General features: G+C 73.4%; 20 protein-coding genes and 3 tRNA genes. 11 read left to right on the top strand and 12 right to left on the bottom strand.

From position 1 onward, the window contains the following. Positions 1-63: 63 nt before the first annotated feature. The 9 genes from clpS to C8046_RS05430 all read left to right on the top strand — a co-directional run bounded on the left by clpS (position 64) and on the right by C8046_RS05430 (position 9,610). Positions 64-393 (top strand): ATP-dependent Clp protease adapter ClpS, encoded by a 330-nt coding sequence (gene clpS, locus C8046_RS05470; RefSeq protein ID WP_109228576.1) that lies wholly within the window; start codon positions 64-66, stop codon positions 391-393. Then, a complete protein-coding gene (locus C8046_RS05465; protein WP_109228575.1) occupies positions 393-1,031 on the top strand; it encodes a DUF2017 family protein in 639 nt (212 codons plus the stop codon). Before clpS ends, C8046_RS05465 begins: the two co-directional genes overlap by 1 nt. Before the next feature lie 101 nt (positions 1,032-1,132). Continuing rightward, positions 1,133-1,975, top strand: a complete 843-nt coding sequence (gene murI / locus C8046_RS05460) for a glutamate racemase (RefSeq protein WP_109228574.1) — start codon at positions 1,133-1,135, stop codon at positions 1,973-1,975. After that, a complete protein-coding gene (locus C8046_RS05455; protein ID WP_109228573.1) occupies positions 1,972-2,748 on the top strand; it encodes an MBL fold metallo-hydrolase in 777 nt (258 codons plus the stop codon). Before murI ends, C8046_RS05455 begins: the two co-directional genes overlap by 4 nt. Before the next feature lie 155 nt (positions 2,749-2,903). After that, positions 2,904-5,519, top strand: coding sequence for a phosphoenolpyruvate carboxylase (locus C8046_RS05450; protein WP_109230767.1), 2,616 nt, complete (start codon positions 2,904-2,906; stop codon positions 5,517-5,519). A gap of 74 nt (positions 5,520-5,593) precedes the next feature. Further along, positions 5,594-6,358: a ribonuclease PH gene (gene rph, locus C8046_RS05445; protein WP_109228572.1), complete on the top strand. Its 765-nt coding sequence runs from the start codon at positions 5,594-5,596 to the stop codon at positions 6,356-6,358. Beyond that, entirely contained in the window at positions 6,355-6,987 is a 633-nt protein-coding gene (rdgB, locus tag C8046_RS05440; protein WP_109228571.1) for an RdgB/HAM1 family non-canonical purine NTP pyrophosphatase, read from the top strand. Before rph ends, rdgB begins: the two co-directional genes overlap by 4 nt. After that, a complete protein-coding gene (locus tag C8046_RS05435; RefSeq protein WP_109228570.1) occupies positions 6,984-7,997 on the top strand; it encodes a hypothetical protein in 1,014 nt (337 codons plus the stop codon). Before rdgB ends, C8046_RS05435 begins: the two co-directional genes overlap by 4 nt. Further along, on the top strand, positions 7,994-9,610 hold the full coding sequence (locus C8046_RS05430; protein WP_109228569.1) for an ATP-binding cassette domain-containing protein: 1,617 nt from the start codon (positions 7,994-7,996) through the stop codon (positions 9,608-9,610). Before C8046_RS05435 ends, C8046_RS05430 begins: the two co-directional genes overlap by 4 nt. Before the next feature lie 39 nt (positions 9,611-9,649). On the opposite strand, the gene C8046_RS05425 is transcribed toward C8046_RS05430, so the two are convergent. Further along, positions 9,650-10,042, bottom strand: coding sequence for a nuclear transport factor 2 family protein (locus C8046_RS05425; protein ID WP_109228568.1), 393 nt, complete (start codon positions 10,040-10,042; stop codon positions 9,650-9,652). A 59-nt stretch (positions 10,043-10,101) separates the two neighbouring features. Between C8046_RS05425 and C8046_RS05420 the strand changes: the two genes are divergently transcribed. Then, a complete protein-coding gene (locus tag C8046_RS05420; protein WP_109230766.1) occupies positions 10,102-10,500 on the top strand; it encodes a winged helix-turn-helix transcriptional regulator in 399 nt (132 codons plus the stop codon). Positions 10,501-10,538: 38 nt separating this feature from the next. On the opposite strand, the gene C8046_RS05415 is transcribed toward C8046_RS05420, so the two are convergent. The 11 genes from C8046_RS05415 to C8046_RS05365 all read right to left on the bottom strand — a co-directional run bounded on the left by C8046_RS05415 (position 10,539) and on the right by C8046_RS05365 (position 17,581). After that, complete coding sequence (locus tag C8046_RS05415) at positions 10,539-11,078, bottom strand: DUF4916 domain-containing protein (RefSeq protein WP_109228567.1); 540 nt, start codon at positions 11,076-11,078, stop codon at positions 10,539-10,541. Between the two features lie 36 nt (positions 11,079-11,114). Next, positions 11,115-11,672, bottom strand: coding sequence for a DUF6328 family protein (locus tag C8046_RS05410; RefSeq protein ID WP_235866135.1), 558 nt, complete (start codon positions 11,670-11,672; stop codon positions 11,115-11,117). Positions 11,673-11,687: 15 nt separating this feature from the next. Continuing rightward, complete coding sequence (locus C8046_RS05405) at positions 11,688-11,960, bottom strand: DUF7218 family protein (RefSeq protein ID WP_109228566.1); 273 nt, start codon at positions 11,958-11,960, stop codon at positions 11,688-11,690. Positions 11,961-12,034: 74 nt separating this feature from the next. Further along, positions 12,035-12,670, bottom strand: coding sequence for a DUF998 domain-containing protein (locus C8046_RS05400; RefSeq protein ID WP_109228565.1), 636 nt, complete (start codon positions 12,668-12,670; stop codon positions 12,035-12,037). A gap of 137 nt (positions 12,671-12,807) precedes the next feature. Then, a tRNA-Leu gene (locus tag C8046_RS05395) sits at positions 12,808-12,889 on the bottom strand. A gap of 95 nt (positions 12,890-12,984) precedes the next feature. Further along, positions 12,985-13,461: a peroxiredoxin gene (locus C8046_RS05390; protein ID WP_109228564.1), complete on the bottom strand. Its 477-nt coding sequence runs from the start codon at positions 13,459-13,461 to the stop codon at positions 12,985-12,987. Between the two features lie 171 nt (positions 13,462-13,632). Continuing rightward, positions 13,633-13,705: transfer RNA gene (locus C8046_RS05385), tRNA-His, on the bottom strand. Positions 13,706-13,779: 74 nt separating this feature from the next. Then, positions 13,780-14,403: an oligoribonuclease gene (gene orn / locus C8046_RS05380; protein ID WP_268921361.1), complete on the bottom strand. Its 624-nt coding sequence runs from the start codon at positions 14,401-14,403 to the stop codon at positions 13,780-13,782. Positions 14,404-14,464: 61 nt separating this feature from the next. Further along, entirely contained in the window at positions 14,465-15,418 is a 954-nt protein-coding gene (locus C8046_RS05375; RefSeq protein ID WP_235866134.1) for an ATP-grasp domain-containing protein, read from the bottom strand. A 66-nt stretch (positions 15,419-15,484) separates the two neighbouring features. Further along, a complete protein-coding gene (locus tag C8046_RS05370; RefSeq protein ID WP_109228562.1) occupies positions 15,485-17,260 on the bottom strand; it encodes a BCCT family transporter in 1,776 nt (591 codons plus the stop codon). 249 nt (positions 17,261-17,509) lie between these two features. Then, positions 17,510-17,581 (bottom strand) — tRNA-Lys (locus tag C8046_RS05365). Between the two features lie 69 nt (positions 17,582-17,650). Here C8046_RS05365 and C8046_RS05360 point away from each other — a divergent pair. Beyond that, positions 17,651-18,418: a glycerophosphodiester phosphodiesterase family protein gene (locus C8046_RS05360; RefSeq protein ID WP_199224398.1), complete on the top strand. Its 768-nt coding sequence runs from the start codon at positions 17,651-17,653 to the stop codon at positions 18,416-18,418. The last annotated feature ends 58 nt before the right edge of the window (positions 18,419-18,476 follow it).

Below are 18,476 nucleotides of genomic sequence, written 5' to 3'. Positions count from 1 at the left end.
GCCTAACCTCAGGTCACGAGGACGCAGCCGCGCGGTCCACGCCCGTCGGCCTACCCTGGAGTCATGCCGCTGCTCGGATCGATCGCGCCCGCCCGGGCCGCCGTCGCGCCCCCCGAGACGCGTGAGCAGCCCGTCGCGGCGGCCGACGTCCGGCCGGCGCCCGCGTGGCGCACCGTCGTCTGGGACGACCCGGTCAACCTCATGAGCTACGTGACCTACGTGTTCCGCACCCACTTCGGCTTCTCGCGCGAGAAGGCGGAGGAGCTGATGCTCCAGGTCCACCACGCGGGCCGCGCCGTCGTCGCCGAGGGCGGGCGCGAGCGCATGGAGGCCCACGTCGAGGCCCTGCACACCTACGGCCTGTGGGCCACCCTCGAGAAGGACACCGCCTGATGCACGCGTTCCGCCGCACCCGCTCCGGCTACGTCACCCGGCTCGACCCGACCGAGCGCGCGATCGTGGCCTCGGTCGTCGGCGACGTCGCCGAGCTGCTCGGCTACGGCGTCGCGGACGTCCAGGCTCCGACCGACGGCGACGCGCCCACCCAGCCCGACGGCGGGGCCACCGGCGGGGCCACCGGCGACGACGGCTTCCCCCAGCTGCACTGGTCGGAGCCGGACGAGGCCGACGCGCTCGTCCCCGACGACCCGGCGCTCGCCCGTCTCCTGCCCCCCGGGAGCGAGGACGACGACGTCGCGGCCGAGCACCGTCGGCTCACCGAGGACTCGGTGCGGCGCTCGAAGGGTGAGCGCCTGCGCCGCGTCTGGTGGGACCTGAGCCGCGGCGAGGACGAGATCCGCGTGCCCGACGACCGCGCCATGGTCTGGGCCGGCGCCCTCACCGACGTCCGCCTCGTGCTCGCCCAGCGGCTCGGCGTCGAGGACGCGGAGGCCGCGGAGCGCCTGCAGGAGGTCGCGGCGTCGGGGGACGACGAGGTCTCGCGCGCGCTCGCCTCCCTCTACCTGGCGCTGTCCTGGCTGCAGGAGTCGCTCCTCGAGGCGATGCTCTCCGAGCTGCCCGACACCGCCTGAACCCGGCGCCGCCCGGACGACCGCCGCACCAGCGCGGCCACCGGCGTGACCTCCCTCACGCAGGGCCGGATCGCGCGGATCGGCGATCTACCCTGGGAGCCATGCAGCGCGACCTCCCCATCGGCATCTTCGACTCCGGCGTCGGGGGGCTGACGGTGGCGCGCGCCGTGCTCGACCAGCTGCCGCACGAGGCCGTGCGCTACCTCGGCGACACCGCGCGCACGCCCTACGGCCCCCGCCCGATCGCCCAGGTGCGCTCCTACTCCCTGGAGATGCTCGACACGCTCGTCCACTCCGGGGTGAAGGCGCTCGTCATCGCCTGCAACTCCGCCTCCTCCGCCGTGCTGCGCGACGCGCGCGAGCGCTACGAGCCGGCCGGCATCCCCGTGCTGGAGGTGATCCACCCCGCCGTCCGCCGCGCCGTCGCGGCCACCCGCACCGGTCGGGTCGGCGTCATCGGGACCAACGCCACGATCTCCTCGCGCTCCTACGAGGACGCCTTCGCCGCCGCCCCGCACCTGGAGCTGTTCACGCAGGCCTGCCCCGCGTTCGTGGAGTACGTCGAGCAGGGCATCACGTCGGGCACCTCGGTGCTCGACGCCGCTCGCACCTACCTCGAGCCGCTGCGCGAGGCGCAGGTCGACGCGCTCGTGCTGGGCTGCACGCACTACCCGCTGCTCACCGGCGTCATCAGCTACGTGATGGGCGACGGCGTCACGCTCGTCTCCTCCGCGGAGGAGACCGCCAAGGACCTCTACCGCACGCTCGTCTCGGCCGACCTGCTGCGCCAGGACGCCGCTCCCGCCCCGCGGCACGAGTTCCTCGCGACGGGGGACACCCGCGCGTTCCGGACTCTCGCGCGCCGCTTCCTCGGGCCCGAGGTGCCCGACGTCCACGACGCCGTCGAGGTCACCGGCGAGCTGCCGCGGGTGGTCCTGCGATGAGGCTCACCGTGCTGGGCTGCTCGGGCTCGATGCCCTCGCCCACGTCCGCCGCGTCCAGCTACCTGCTGCAGGCCGACGACGCCGACGGCCGCACCCGCAGCGTGCTCCTCGACCTCGGGTCGGGCGCGTTCGGTCCGCTGCAGCGCCACCTCGACCCGCACGAGATCGACGCCGTCCTGCTCAGCCACCTCCATCCCGACCACTGCGCCGACGTCACGGCGCTCGCCGTCTGGCTGCAGTACGGTCCCGGGTCGCCCGGCCCGCGGGTGCTCGTCTACGGGCCGGAGGGGACGGCGGAGCGGCTGGCCGAGCTGTCGATGACGACGACGGCGGAGGTCGCCGCGATCTTCGACGTCCGGACCTTTGCCGACGGCGTCGCCGTCGAGATCGCCGGGCTGCAGGTGACGCCGCACGCGGTGCTCCACCCGGTGCCGGCCTTCGGCGTGCGGATCGTGGGCCCGCGCGAGGACCGGACCGCTCCGGCGTCGCTCGGCTACACGGGCGACACCGACCACTGCGACGGCGCGCTGCGCGTGGCCGCCGACGTCGACCTCCTGCTGGCCGAGGCCGCGTTCGGCGAGCACGAGACCGTGCGCGGCATCCACCTCACCGGCTCGCGCGCCGGCGCCGTGGCGTCCGACGGCGGTGCTCGCCGCCTCGTGCTGACGCACCTGCAGCCGTGGGCGGACGCCGACGCGATCACCGCGGCCGCGGCCGCGCGGTTCGACGGCGAGCTCGCCGTCGCCACGCCGGGCGCGACGTTCGAGGTCTGAGCACGGCCCCGACGCGAGGGTCGATCCCCGGTTCGTCTTGTCCGTGCCATGAACGCGCAACGCACTCGTCACGCAGGGGCGTTAATCTGCGAGGCGTTCGTCAACGAGAGGTAGCCCCGATGCCGCAGGACAGTCGCAGAAGTGCCGTGCCCGAGATGCCCGACGAGCTCAGGGCCGACGTCCGGCTGCTGGGTCAGATGCTCGGCACCGTGCTCTCGGAGAGCGGCGGCGCCGACCTCCTCGCCGACGTCGAGGCGCTGCGCGCGCTGACGATCGAGGCCTACGCCAGCGACGAGGACTCCCTCGCCAAGGCGGAGGAGCTCGTGGAGTCGTTCACCCCGGCCCGGGCGGCGGAGGTGGCGCGGGCGTTCACGTGCTACTTCCACCTCGTCAACCTCGCCGAGGAGTACCACCGCGTCCGCACGCTGCGCGGCCGCGACTTCTCCGACCCGAACCAGATCCTGCCCGCGGTGGACACCCTGCCCGGCGCGATCTCGCAGCTGCGCGGCGAGGTGGGCGAGGCCGAGGCCCTCGCGCGGCTCGCGAAGCTCGAGTTCCGCCCCGTGCTGACCGCGCACCCGACCGAGGCCCGCCGTCGCGCCGTCTCGGCGACCATCCGCCGCATCACCGAGCACCTCGAGCTGCTCGACGACCCGCGCGCCAACGACCTCGAGCGCGCCGAGGTCACCCGCACGCTCCTGGCCGACATCGACGTGATGTGGCGCACCGCGCCCGTGCGCACCGAGAAGCCGTCCCCGCTCGACGAGGTCCGCACCGCGATGTCGGTGTTCGACACGACGCTGTTCGAGCAGATCCCGCGCATCTACCGGGCGCTGGACGCCGCGCTGCAGCCGGACCTCGTCGGCATCGCGCCGCCGAAGGCGCCGGCCTTCGTGCGCCTCGGGAGCTGGATCGGCGGCGACCGCGACGGCAACCCCAACGTCACGGCCAAGATCACCCGCGAGGCCGCGATCATCGCCGCCGAGCACGTGCTGCTCGGCCTGGAGAAGCACACGCTGCGCGTCGGCCGCGAGCTCACGCTCGACGCCTCGACCACGCCGCCCTCCCGCGACCTGCTCGACCTGCGCGAGAGCCACCGCGACCTGTCGGAGGACCTGACCACCACCGTCGAGGAGCGCTCGCCGGGGGAGCCTCACCGCCAGGTGCTGCTCGTCATGGCCGCGCGTCTCGCGGCGACCCGCGAGCGGAACGCCGACCTCGCGTTCTCCGGCCCGGAGGACTTCCTCACCGGGCTGCGCACGGTCCAGACCTCCCTGGCGGAGGCGGGCGACGTCCGCAGCGCCTACGGCGAGCTGCAGGACCTGATCTGGCAGGTGGAGACCTTCGGCTTCCACCTGGCGGAGATCGAGGTCCGCCAGCACTCGCAGGTGCACCGCGAGACGCTCGAGGAGATCGACCGGCTCGGGATCGACGGCGCCCTGTCCGAGCGTTCCCGCGAGGTCCTGGAGACCTACCGGATCCTCGGCCGGATCCAGCGCCGGTTCGGGCCGCAGGCCGCCCGCCGCTACATCGTCTCGTTCACGCAGGAGGCGGCCGACATCGCGGCGGTCTACCGGCTCGCCGAGCTCGCGGCCGGGGGCTCGCGCCCCCCGGTGATCGACGCGATCCCGCTGTTCGAGACCTTCGAGGACCTCAACAACAGCGTCGACATCCTCACCGCGGCCATCGAGCAGCCCGCCGTCCAGGCGCGGCTCGCCGCGACGGGTCGCAAGATCGAGGTCATGCTCGGCTACTCCGACTCCTCCAAGGACGTCGGCCCGGTCTCGGCCACGCTCGCGCTGTACGACGCGCAGGCCCGGATCGCGCAGTGGGCGCGCGACAACGACCTGGAGCTCACGCTCTTCCACGGCCGCGGCGGCGCCCTCGGGCGCGGCGGCGGCCCGGCCAACCGCGCGGTCCTGGCGCAGCCGCCGCACTCCGTCGACGGTCGCTTCAAGCTCACCGAGCAGGGCGAGGTCATCTTCGCCCGCTACGGCGACAAGGCGATCGCCACGCGGCACATCGACCAGGTCGGTGCGGCCACGCTGATGTCCTCGGCACCGTCGATCGAGAAGCGCAACGCCGGCGCGGCCGAGCGGTTCGCCGCCGTCGCCGAGGTGATGGACCGCGTCTCGCGCGAGCGGTTCTACGAGCTCGTCCGCTCCGAGGGCTTCCCGCAGTGGTTCGCCGCCGTCACCCCGCTGGAGGAGGTGGGCCTGCTCGCGCTCGGCTCGCGTCCGGCCAAGCGCGGGCTGTCGGTCAACTCGCTCGAGGACCTGCGCGCGATCCCGTGGGTCTTCTCGTGGACGCAGGCGCGCATCAACCTCACCGGCTGGTTCGGCCTCGGGACGGCGCTGGCCGCCGTCGGCGACGTCGAGGAGCTGCAGGCCGCCTACCGCGAGTGGCCGCTGCTGGCGACGATGCTCGACAACGTCGAGATGTCGCTGTCCAAGGCCGACGAGCGCATCGCCCGTCGCTACCTCGCGCTGGGCGACCGCGACGACCTCGCCGAGCTCGTCCTGGAGGAGATGCGCCTCACGCGGGAGTGGGTGCTGCGGACGACCGGGCACTCGCGCCCGCTGGAGAGCTCGCGCGTGCTGGGCCGCGCCGTGCAGCTGCGCTCGCCGTACGTCGACGCCCTCTCCCTCATCCAGCTCCGCGCGCTCAAGCGGCTGCGGGCCGGGGCGAGCGAGGTGGAGATCCCCGAGCTGCGTCAGCTGCTCCTGCTGAGCGTCAACGGCGTCGCTGCCGGCCTGCAGAACACCGGCTGATCCGTCCGCGGTGACGCAGGAGCGGGGGTGGACCGTCACGAGGTCCGCCCCCGCTCCCGCGTAACCTGGAGGGCATGACCTCCCTCTCCTCCAGCGGCGTGCGCGCCGACGGCCGCACCCCCGACCAGCTCCGCGACGTCCGCATCACCCGCGGCTGGCTCGACCAGGCCGAGGGGAGCGTGCTGGTGGAGTTCGGCGGCACCCGCGTGCTGTGCGCCGCCTCGTTCACCGCGGGTGTCCCGCGCTGGCGCAAGGGCAGCGGTGAGGGCTGGGTGACGGCCGAGTACGCGATGCTCCCGCGCGCCACCAACAGCCGCAACGACCGCGAGTCCGTGCGCGGCAAGATCGGCGGCCGCACCCACGAGATCTCCCGCCTCATCGGCCGCAGCCTGCGCGCCGTGATCGACCACTCCGCCCTCGGTGAGAACACGATCGTGCTCGACTGCGACGTCCTCCAGGCCGACGGCGGCACCCGCACCGCCGCGATCACGGGCGCCTACGTCGCGCTGGCCGACGCCGTCGCGTGGGGTCAGAAGCAGGGGCACGTGAAGCCCGGCACGGTGCTGCGCGACTCGGTCGCCGCCGTCAGCGTCGGCATCATCGACGGGGTCCCGATGCTCGACCTGCCCTACGTCGAGGACGTGCGGGCCGAGACGGACATGAACGTCGTCGTCACCGGGTCCGGCTCGTTCGTCGAGGTCCAGGGCACCGCCGAGGGCGCCCCGTTCCACCGCGAGGAGCTCAACGCGCTGCTCGACCTCGCCCTCGCCGGCACCGCCGAGCTGACGCGCCTCCAGGCCGCCGCGCTCGCGGCGCCCGTCGCGGGGTTCCGCGCGTGACGGCGCCCCTCCTGGTGCTCGCCACCCGCAACGCCCACAAGGTGGGCGAGCTGCGGGCGATCCTCACCGGTCCCGACGGTGCGCTGCCGGGTCTCGACCCGGCCGCCGTCGTCGGCGCGGACGCGTACCCCCAGGTGCCCGACGTCGTCGAGGACGGCGTGACCTTCGCCGAGAACGCGCTGCTCAAGGCCCGTGCGCTGGCGCGCGCCACCGGGCTCGTCGCGATCGCGGACGACTCGGGCCTCGCCGTCGAGGTGCTCGGCGGCGCTCCCGGCATCTTCTCCGCCCGCTGGGCCGGCCGACACGGCGACGACGCCGCCAACCTCGACCTGCTGCTGGCCCAGCTGGGCGACGTGCCGGACTCCCACCGCCGCGCGGCCTTCGTGTGCGCCGCCGCGCTCGTGACGCCCGAGGGGCAGGAGCTGACCCGCGAGGGCCGGCTGCCCGGCACACTGCTGCGCGAGCGCGCCGGCGAGGGTGGTTTCGGCTACGACCCGATCCTGGTCCCCGACGGCGAGACGCGCTCGTGCGCCGAGCTCACCCCGGCGGAGAAGAACGCGATCAGCCACCGCGGGCAGGCGTTCCGCGCCCTCGCGCCCGACGTCGTGGCCGCGCTGTCGGGTCGGTGACCGTGGCAGCGGGGGCCGGGTCGGCGACGGCGGCGGGCAGCTTCAGCGAGGTCGTCAGCGGCGAGCCGTGGCTCGCCGCGGCGACGGCGTGGGCGAGCGCCGTGCTGCGCGACCTCGGTCGCGAGGTGGTCGGTCCGCCCCGGCAGGTGCGGGTGCGGCCCTGGTCGACCCAGCTCGTCCTGACGGCGCCGCCCCACCCGACCGCCCCGCCGATCGATCACCACGTCTGGCTCAAGCAGGGATGCGCGGCGACCTCCTACGAGGGTGAGGTCCTGGCGATCATCGCCCGGGCCGTGCCGGAGGCCGTCACCGCACCGCTCGCCGTCGACCCCGCCACGGGCCGGTTCCTCGCCGTGGACCACGGGGCGACGCTGCGCGAGCAGGGGCGGGACGGCCTGGCGGACTGGTGCGCCGTCGTCGCGCTCGCCGCGCGAGCCCAGCAGCAGGTGCTGCCCCACGTCGATGCGCTGACCGCGGCGGGCCTGCCCGACGGTTCAGCCGCGACGGTCGCCGAGCGCTTCGACGCCCTCGTGGCGTCGGGGGCCCGCGACGGGCAGGACGACGGCGAGCGCACCGCCCGCCTGGGACGGCTCCGGCCCGCGGTGCTCGCCTCGGGCGAGGCGCTGCTCGCGTCCCCGTTCCCGGTGACCTGGAACCACGGCGACCTGCACCCGGGCAACGTGACAGCAGGCGGTCGCGACGGCGTCGACGGTCTCCGCCTGTTCGATCTCGGCGACTCCGACCTGAGCTGCGCGCTCGAGCTCCTCGCCGTGCCGCACGGACTCCTCGGCGACGGCGCCGGCTGGGACGCCGTGCTCGGCGCCTACTGCGACGCGTGGGACGTCGACCCGGCGGTCGGTGCCGCGCTGTGGCCCCACGTGGAGCGCCTGCACGCCGTCAACCGCACCCACGCCTGGCGTCGAGCCCTCGCGGAGGCCACCCCGGCCGAGACGGCCCGCTGGCTGCCCGACGCCGACCACGACCTGACCCGACTGACGGAGGCCGCATGAGCGCCCGCACCGGCCTGATCGCCGCCCGCGGCGTCTCCTACGCCTACCCGGGGCGGCCCGTGCTGGCCGACGTCCGGCTGACCGTGAGCGGGACCGACCGCATCGGTCTCGTCGGGGAGAACGGCAGCGGGAAGTCGACGCTGCTGCGCCTGCTCGGAGGTGAGCTCGAGCCCGCCACGGGCACCGTGCGTCGTCGCGGCACCCTCACCACCGTCGCGCAGGAGCTCCAGGTGACGACGCACGAGACCCTGGGTGACCTGCTCGCCGCCAGCATGCAGCGCACGCGGGCCGCGCAGGTCCGGCTCGAGGAGGCCGCGGCGAGGGCGAGCTCGGACGACCCGCACGCCCTGCGCGAGGTGGCCGATGCCGTCGCCGCCTACGAGAACGAGCGCGCGTGGGACGCCGACCGGGAGCTGGACGAGGCGCTGACGCGGTTCGGTGCCCCGCGCGACCCGGCCCGGCCTCTGGCGCAGATGAGCGTGGGGGAGCGGTACCGCGTGCACCTCGCGTGCGCGCTCGCCGAGCGCTCGGACATCCTGCTGCTGGACGAGCCGACCAACCACCTCGACGTCGCCGCGATCGAGCACCTCACCGACCGCCTCGCGGTGTGGCCGGGGGCCGTCGTCCTGGTGACGCACGACCGGCAGCTGCTCGACGACGTCGTGACCGAGATCGTCGACCTCGACTCCACGATGTCCGGACCGCCCGCCCGGTACGGGGCGCTGCACTACGCCGACTACCGCGCCTCCAAGGATGCGGCGCTCGCACGCTGGCGCACCCGGTTCCGCACCGAGCAGAAGCGGCTCGAGGAGCTGTTCTGGAGCCGGGACTCCTCCTACGAGGGCCTCTCGGACGAGTGGCGGCCGCCGAAGGGGTCCGACAAGCACCGCCGGGGCACGCGGGCCAAGCAGCACATCACGGCGGCCGACCGGCAGCTGCGCGCGCTCGAGGCCAGGGCCGTCTCGGTCCCACCGCCCCCGCCGGAGGTCGACTGGCCGCACCTCGGGGGCGAGCCGGACGGGCACGGCAACGCACCGCTCCTGCTGCTCCCCGGCGCGCACGTGCCCGGGCGGCTCGAGCGGCCCGACCTGATGCTCGCCGTCGGACGCGAGGACCGTCTGCTGCTGGTCGGCCCCAACGGCCGCGGCAAGTCGACGCTGCTCGGGCTGCTGTCCGAGGCGGCGACGGCGCCCGGTGTGCGCGTGGGGGTGCTGTGGCAGGAGAGCCGGCTGGAGCTGAAGCCGGGCGAGACGGGGTTCGACGTCGCCGCCCGCGTCGTGCTCGAGGAGGTGCGGCGCGGTCGCGTCAACCCCGACGAGCTCGTGCCGATCGCCGCGACCGGGCTGCTCACCGAGGAGGACCTCGACCGACCGGTCACGGAGCTGTCCGTGGGGCAGCGGCGGCGGCTGGACCTCGCGCTCATCCTCATGACGGCGCCGCACGTGCTGCTGCTGGACGAGCCCACCAACCACCTCGCGGTCGACCTCGTCGACTCGATGACGGGGTGGCTGCGGTGGGTGGTGTGCGCGGTCGTCGTCGCGACGCACGACCGGTTGATGCGCGAGGACTACGCCGACTGGCCGACGATCGACCTGGGCGACCCGGCGGTCTGAGCCCGCCGGGTGGCCGAGGCCGGCGTCGTCGTCAGGCGCTCACGCCCAGAACGCGTTCTCCACGTCCTGATCGGCCGAGAACAGCCAGACCTCGCGGATGAGCCCGCCGGAGATGCGGAACAGGTCGGTGCCGGCCATCGCGAGGTCGGCGCGGCCCTCGCGCGCGCCGCTGAACTCCACGGGCAGGGCGACGAGGTCACCGTTCACCCGGGGCGCGTCGGTCGGGCGCACCTGGAAGGTGCCGGCGCTCGCCGTCATGAATCCGCCGAGCAGGTCCAGCACGGCGCCGGGGCCCGTGTGGTCGCCGCTGAGTGGATGGGAGCCGGGCTGGTGCCAGACGATCTCCGGCGCCAGGAGAGCGACGAAGGCGTCCATGTCGCCGGCCGCGAGGGCGTCGTTGTAGGAGGACAGGGTCTGCAGCGGTGTGGTCATGAGCCGACGGTATCGATCGGTAACCTGTTACCTCAACGTCACCAAGGGAGATGCGACCGATGAGCCCGCCCACCACCTCGACCCCGGCCTGGAACGTCCTGGTGGCGACCTGTCCGTCGCGCACGTCGCTGGCGGAGATCGCCAACAAGTGGACGGCGATGATCGTCGTCGTGCTGAGCGAGGGACCGCACCGCTTCACGCAGCTGCGCGACGCCGTCGACGGCATCAGCGGCAAGGTGCTGTCGGACACCCTCAAGCGTCTCGAGCGGGACGGCATCGTGTCCCGCGCGGCCTACGACGAGATGCCGCCGCGCGTGGAGTACTCCCTCACGCCGCTCGGGCAGAGCCTGCACGAGCCGCTGCGGTCGCTGTCGCGCTGGGCCGAGGCCCACATCGAGCAGGTGCTCGAGCACCGGGACGCCTACGACGCGCGTCCCCCACGCACCACGCTGGGCTGAGTCCTCCCCGACGGCGGCCCGACGGCTGGTGGCCGGCGTCAGCGCAGGGCGCCGAGGTGCGCGATCGCACCCGCGACGAGCGCCCCGTGGCCCGACACGCACTCGCCGCGGACGGCGGGGTCCAGCGCCTCCTCCGGCGTCAGCCAGGTCAGCTGGAGCGCGTCCTTCTGGGCGGAGGCGTCGCCGTCGATCGGCACGACGTACGCGAGCGAAACGGCGTGCTGGCGCGGGTCGGCGTAGCCGCCGGGGACGACCGTGGGGAAGTACTCGTTCACGGTGAAGGGCTGCGGGGAGGCCGGGATGCGCGGCAGCGCCATCTGGCCGAGGTCCTTCTCGATGTGGCGCGTGATCGCGGCCCGGATCGTCTCGTGCAGGAGTACGCGCCCGGAGATCACGGTGCGCCACAGGCCACCCTCGCGCGGGCTGCGCAGGAGGAGGCCGACGCGGGCGAGGGAACCGTCGCCGTCGAGCCGCACGGGCACCACGTCCACGTACACCATCGGCACCTTGCGGCGGACGAAGTCGAGGTTCTCGGGGGAGAGCCAGGGGCCCTGGTCATCGGCGCGCACGTCACTCACACCCTCATTCCTACCTCACCCGGCCACCCGACGGGGTCAGGGTGAGACGTGCGCCACCGTCCGGGCGCGGTCGCGGGCCGCGTCACGGGCCGCCGCGCCGAGCCGCTGCGGCACCAGCACCCACAGGACCGCCAGCAGGGTCGCCGCGCACGCACCCACCACGATTCCGGCGGTCCGCGAGAGGACGACGTCGAACGCGAGCATCGCCGTCCCGGTCACCACGAGGCCGAGCATCACCAGACCGAGGCGCGTGAGCCGGTCGCTCGCCGTCACGAGCGGTGCCTTGAGACCCCGTCGGAAGACCGAGCGGTGCACGGCGACCGGGGCGATGAGCACGCCGGTCGTGGCGACCGAGAGGCAGACGAGCGCGAGGTAGAGCGTGAGCTGGTAACGGTCGAGCTCCGCGAACCGCTGCTGGAAGGGCAGGGTCAGGAGGAAGCCCGTGAGCACCTGCACGCCCGTCTGCATGACGCGCAGCTCCTGGAGGAGCTCGCTCCAGTTCCGGTCGGCCCGCTCGGCGCCCGACTCGTCGCGGCCGTGGGCCAGGGCGACGTCGTCGGGGACGCCGGGGTCGTCGGGATCGGTGGCGCTCACGAGGACACGGGGACGTCAGTGGTTGCGCAGGGCGTCGACGAGCGCGGCCTTGCGCATCTTCGAGCGACCGGGGACGTCGAGCTCCGCGGCCCGCTTGCGCAGGTCGGCGACCGTCCAGTCCTCGTAGCTGCCGGCCTCGCCGCCCTTCCTCCCGACGGCGGAGCGCCCCCGTGCGGCGGCGGCGTTGGCGATGCGCGCCGACTTCTCCTTGCTGTTGCCCTCGTCACGGAGCTCTTCGTAGAGCTCGGGATCCTTCACGCTGGGACCGGGGCCACGTCGACGTGCCACAGCACTCACCTTCCTCAGGAACGAGATGAGGCCACTGTGCCGCGCGAGGAGCGCGGCGGGCAAGGATCGTTCGCTCAGTCCCGACGACGCCGCAGCGCGAGCACGACCACCAGCGGCCAGAGGGACTGCGCGCCGGCCGCGAGGCGCTCCGTGAGACCGATCGCGGGCGAGCTCTCGCCGCCGGCGAGCTGCACGACGAACGACCCGACCAGGGCGAGGAGCACGACGCTCGCGGTGACGGTCGCCGTCGGGCGCTCGATCGGGGCGCCGGCGCGGCGCGTCGTGAGGACGGGCCAGAGGGCCAGGGCGCCGAAGCCGATACCGGCGGCGATCCCGTGGGGGAGCGGGTGGGCGTCCGAGGGCAGCAGGCCGACGGCGAGCGTGGCGAGGCCGCCGAGCGCGAGGGCGGCGCGGCCGAGGGGACGCAGACGCCCCAGTCCCGCCGCGGTGACGAGGTGGGCCAGACCCGTGACGACCAGCGCCGCCCCCAGCACCACGGGCGCGGTCCGGTCAGCCTCGGCGAGGGTGCTGATGGTCTCGCGGACGGGGTCGAACGACGGCTGCAGCGCCTGCGCGAGGGTCCAGCCGCCGATCATCGCGATCGGGGCGACGACGGCGGAGGCGAGCGCCCAGACGGGGACGGGCGTCGGGACGGGCGCCGACGGCGTCGCCTCGGGGCGGTCCGGACGGGGACGGGCGGCTCTCGGCACGGGACTCCTTCGCGGGTGGGGCCCCAGCGTCGCACGGACCGGCGGTCCTGCGGCCCGCGGGCTGCCGCTCGGTGGGCGCCCGGTGTGCGCGGCACGCCGCGTGTCGCGACCACGGGTGCGCACGGGAGGTCGAGATGTGCGCGAGGCGGGACTTGAACCCGCACGCCCGAGGACACAGGAACCTAAATCCTGCGCGTCTGCCAATTCCGCCACTCGCGCCAGCGATCTCCCACCCTACCCAGGGACGCAGCGAGGGCGGTCACCGGGACGAGCCCGGGTGACCGCCCTCGCCGTCGTGCTCGGTTCGGGGAGGCTCAGGCGACCTTGAGGTCGCGGCGGAGCTTGGCCACGTGGCCGGTGGCGCGCACGTTGTACTGGGCGAGCGTGAGGCGGCCGTCGGGGGCGACGACGAAGGTCGAGCGGATGACGCCGGTCACCGTCTTGCCGTACATCGTCTTCTCGCCGTACGCACCGTAAGCCTCGAGCACCTCGCGGTCGGGGTCGGCGGCGAGCGGGTAGGAGAGGCCCTCGCGCTCGGCGAAGGCGTCGAGCTTCGCGACCGTGTCGGGGGAGATACCCACGACCGAGTAACCGGCGCCCTGGAGTGAGGCCAGGGAGTCGCGGAAGTCGCAGGCCTGCGTGGTGCAGCCGGGCGTCCCGGCGGCCGGGTAGAAGTAGATGATGACGCCGTTGGGGGCGTCGGCTCGCAGCTCGGCGAGGGTCACGCTCCCGCCACCCGCGGCGTCGAGAGTGAAGTCTGGGGCGATGTCGCCCACCTCGAGCTTGGCCATGGAAGAGGGCTCCTTGCAGTCTGGATCACCGTGGGGGCGGCGTCGTCGGCGATGCGCGACGCCGGGCCAACGCTACCCCGCTCCTCGCCGTGGCGTGGAGCGAGTCCAGGGAGGCGGACAACGGTCCGGGAACGACGACGGCGGGCCCCGAGGGACCCGCCGTCGTACCGGGGTGAGTAACGGGACTTGAACCCGCGACATCCGCGACCACAACGCGGCGCTCTACCAGCTGAGCTATACCCACCATGCCACTGTCGTTGAACAGTGCCGGACTAGTGTAGCCCGTTTTTCGAGTGCTTCGTGCGCCGGCGCCCGGCCTCAGCCGGCGGGGGTGGGGCTGGCCGAGATCAGCGCGGCCCGCTTGCGCAGGTCGGACGAGGCCGGGCCGTCGCCGTCGGGGAACAGCGCCGTGCGGTAGTAGCGCAGCTCGTCGATGCTCTCGGCGATGTCGGCCAGCGCGCGGTGGCCGCCCTGCTTCCTGGGCGAGGCGAAGTACGCGCGCGGGTACCAGCGGCGGGCGAGCTCCTTGATCGAGGAGACGTCGATGATCCGGTAGTGCAGGTGCTCGACGAGCTCGGGCATCTCCCGGTCGAGGAAGACCTTGTCGGTGCCCACGGAGTTGCCCGCGAGCGGCGCCTTGCGGGGCTCGGGGACGTAGCTGCGCACGTACTCGAGGACCTGCGCACGGGCCTCCTCCATGGAGACGCCGGCGTCGAGCTCCTCGAGGAGACCCGACTTCGTGTGCATCGTGCGGACCAGGTCGCTCATCTGCTCGACCGACCCGGGGGTCGGGGCGATGACGATGTCGATGCCCTCCCCGAGCGGCGTGAGGTCGGAGTCGGTCACGATCACCGCCACCTCGATGAGGGCGTCCCGACGGGCGTCGAGGCCCGTCATCTCGCAGTCGATCCAGACGATGGGGTCCACGGCTCGCGAAGTCACCGGTCCACCCTAGGGCGATCGGGCGCTGCGTGCTGCGGGGGACCGCCCCGGCGTCCCTGCCTCAGACGGCGGTGCGGTCGTTGTGAGCGTCGGAGCCGTAGGCCACCTCGCGCAGGATCGCGCTCGCGACGCGGTCGAGCGCGCCGGGGGAGAGGGACGCGTACAGCGACGGCTCGACGAGCTCGAGCTCCATCAGCAGCGGCGTCTGGTCGCCGCGGATGACGAGGTCGACACGGGCGTACAGCAGGGGGCGCGACTGGCCCGAGCGGCCGGGGATGAGGCGGCGCACCTCGGTGATGATGTTGCGCGCCGCGGTGATCTCCAGCTCGGACGGCTCCCACGGCTGCATGGTCTCGGGGGTGTAGGAGTCGCTGTCGCCGGTGTCCTCGCCCACGAGCATCGCGCCCTTGTGGATCGCGTGCGAGTACTCGCCGTGCAGGAAGACCAGGGCGCTCTCGCCGTACGTGTCGATCTCCGGCATGTACCGCTGCACCATCACGGAGCGGCCGGCCTCGAGCAGGCGCAGCGCGTGCTTGATCGCCAGGCGGCGGGAGTCGGCGTCGGTCGCGGTGTACCGACCGGTGTCGGCGGAACCCGCGGACACGGCCGGCTTCACCACGAAGTCCTCGCGCGCCGGGAAGCGGTTGTGCAGGTCACGCTTCTCGTACTTGCGCTCCGGCTCGAGCCACTGCGTGTCGACGACGGGCAGCCCCGCCTTGGCGAGGTCGTCGATGTAGTGCTTGTCCGTGTTCCACCGGATGACGTTCAGCGGGTTGCGCAGCTGCGGGACCGACTCGGCCCAGGCGATGAACTCGTCGCGGCGCAGGCTGTAGTCGAAGACGCTGCGCAGCACGACGACGTCGAACTGGGTCCAGTCGACGCCCGCGTCGTCCCAGATGGCGATGGTCGCCGTCGCACCGCGCTCGGCGAGGGCGACGACGAGCGCCCGGTCCTCCGGGTCGCCCTCGGGGAGGTCGGAGCAGGTCACGAGAGCGATGCGCGCAGCGGTGGTCACGGACACACCGTAACGGGCAGCCGCCGTCGCCCGGTGCATCCGCGACCCCGCTGCGTCACCCCGACGTCACCGCTTCGGCGGTCGCAACCCCGACGGACGCTCGAGGACGCGCGCGACCTGGTCGCGCACACGCCGTCGCGACGGGTCGCCGTTCGGGGAGGTCAGTCCCCGCGCGAGGGCGTCGGAGAGGTCGGGGTCGTTGGCCACGGCCTCCACGACGTGGGCCGTCACCTCGTCGCGCTCGCGCTGCAGCTCGAGCGCCGCGTGCTCGGCGTTCTCCTCCCGCAGCGAGCGGGTGAGCGCCACGAGCATGCCGATCATCACGACGCTGAAGGGCAGGGCGATGAGGATCGTCGCCGTCTGCATCGTCCCGAGCCCGCCGCGCAGGAGCAGGACCACCCCCACGGCGCCGATCGAGAACGTCCACAGGATGCGCAGCCAGGTCGGCGGCTCGCTGGTGCCCGAGGACAGCATCCCGACCACGAGGGCGCCGGAGTCGGCCGAGGTCACGAAGAACACGGCGATGAGCACGAGCATCAGCGCGATCCAGATGCGGGTGCCGGCGAGTCCGTCGAGCAGGTCGAACATCACGTAGTCGGGCTCGACCGTCGCGCCGTCGGCCCCGGCCAGGTCACCGGCACCGAACAGCTGGCGGTGGATGGCGCTGCCACCGAAGATGCCGAACCACACGAAGGTGACGAGCGTGGGGGCGAGCATCGTGCCGAGCACGAACTGGCGGACGGTGCGACCGCGCGAGATGCGTGCGATGAAGACGCCCACGAACGGCGCCCACGAGATCCACCAGCCCCAGTAGAAGATCGTCCACTGCTGCTTCCAGTCGGAGCCCGCGTCGCCGTCGTAGGCGAGGAGCTCGAAGGACTGTCCGACGTAGGTCTGCAGGAAGGCGCCGACCGACTCGATCGTCTCGCGCAGCAGGAACAGCGTCGGTCCGAGCGCCAGGACGACGATCAGCAGGAAGGCCGCGAGGACCATGTTGAGGTTGGAGAGGATCTTGATGCCGCGGTCGACGCCCGAGACGACGGAGATGGTCGCGAGGATCGTCACCACGAGCACGACGAGGATCTGGACGGTCGCCGAGGAGGAGACGACGCCCGTGTGGTCCAGCCCGGCCGTGATCTGCAGCGCGCCGAAACCGAGCGTGGTCGCCACGCCGAAGACGGTGCCGAGCACGGTGACGACGTCGATGACGTCGCCCCAGCGGCCCTTCACCCGGTCACCGAGGAGTGGCTCGAGGGTCCAGCGGACCGACAGCGGCTTGCCGCGACGGTGCATCGAGTACGCCAGCGCGAGGCCGACGGCCGCGTAGATCGCCCACGCCTGGGGTCCCCAGTGAAGGAACGTCTGGGTCATCGCGGCCTTGGCGAGGTCGGCGCCCTCGCCCGTGACGCCCGGTCGGGGCTCGACGAAGTGGGACAGCGGTTCCGCCGGGCCCCAGAACACGAGGCCGATGCCCATGCCGCACGCGAAGATCATCGAGAACCACGCGCCGAGGGAGAACTCCGGCTTCTCGCCGCGTCGGCCCAGCACGATGCGGCCCGAGGGACCGAAGGCGACGACGAGGCAGAACACGACGAGCGCGACGACCAGCAGCGTGTAGTACCAGCCGAAGGTCGAGATCACCTCGCGCTGGAGGAAGGTCAGCGTCCGCTCGGCCTGCTCGGGGAAGAGCAGCGTGGCGGCCAGGAAGCTGAGGATGAGGGCGGCTGACCAGCGGAAGACCGGTCCGACGGCGGAGGCGCGGGGGGCCGCGTCAGCCGTGGAGGTCGGGGCCGCGTCGGCCTGGGAGGAGGGGACGGCGTCCACCTCGGGGTCGTGCGGCATGATGCGTCCTTCCGGCTCTCGGCGACTCGCCGACGGCACCGGTGGCGGGACCTCCGCCACGGGCAGGACGGGGCTCTCCCGCCGATCCACGCACTTCACCCGTCGGGGGCGAGGGGGACCTGTCGGCCAGGCCGTCTGCCCGGACCGCGACGAAGTTTACCGAATGCCTCGCGCGGGGCCCAGACGAGCCCAGGGGATGCCCCGGGAGACGACTGAGGCCCCGTCACCGAAGTGACGGGGCCTCATCTGTACACCCCCCGGACTCGAACCGGGAACCCACTGATTAAGAGTCAGTTGCTCTGCCAATTGAGCTAGAGGTGCATGGCGTTGCGAGAGAAAACATTAGCACGGTCGTCGGGGCGGTTCTGACGCAGGGGGCAGGATGGTGGGGTGACTCACACCATCTTCAGCATCGGCGCACCCGTGATCCTCGCCCACCGGGGAGGGATGGAGACGGCCGCCGAGAACACGCGAGCCGCCGTCGCAGCGATGCTCGCGACCGGCGTCACCACGATGGAGACGGACCTGCGGCACACGCGCGACGGCGTCGCCGTCCTCGCGCACGACGAGACGCTCGAGCGGCGGTTCTCCGACCCCCGGAAGGTGTCCGACGTCACGTGGTGGGAGCTCGACCTCATGCGCGACGTCGACGGCGAGCGCGCCCTCCGGCTGGACGAGCTGCTGGCAGAGCAGCCCGACCTGCGGCTCAACCTCGACGTGAAGACCGACCCCGTCGTCGGACCGACCCTGCGGGCGGTGCGGGAGGCCGGGGCGGCCGGCCGCGTCTGCCTCACCTCGTTCTCGTCGAGGCGCCTCGCGACGGTCGCCCGCGTCACGCGCGGCCGGACCGCGCTCGGGATGGGGATGGCGGATGCGTTCCGGCTCCTCGCCGAGAGTCGCGGCTGGCGGCCGCGCGTGCCGGGACCGACCGGGCGCGCGGTTCAGGTGCCGCTGACCTACCAGGGCCTCCGGGTGGTCACGCCGGAGTTCCTCGCGACGGCGCACGCGCACGGTCACGTGGTGCACGTCTGGACGGTCAACGACCCGTCCGAGATGCACCGCCTGCTGGACCTCGGCGTCGACGGCCTCGTCACGGACGTGCCCGCCGCGGCGGCGGCGGTGTTCGCCGAGCGGGGCCTCGCCGTCGCGCCGCGGTAGGAACCCCGCCAGGGTCGAAGGTCCCGGCCGGCTGTGGGATGGATCACCGTGACCACTA

Source organism: Serinibacter arcticus, assembly GCF_003121705.1.
In the GTDB taxonomy this organism is placed as follows: domain Bacteria; phylum Actinomycetota; class Actinomycetes; order Actinomycetales; family Beutenbergiaceae; genus Litorihabitans.
The sequence above is the reverse complement of the archived record's forward strand: the minus strand, read 5'-3'. Positions and strand labels throughout refer to the sequence as shown.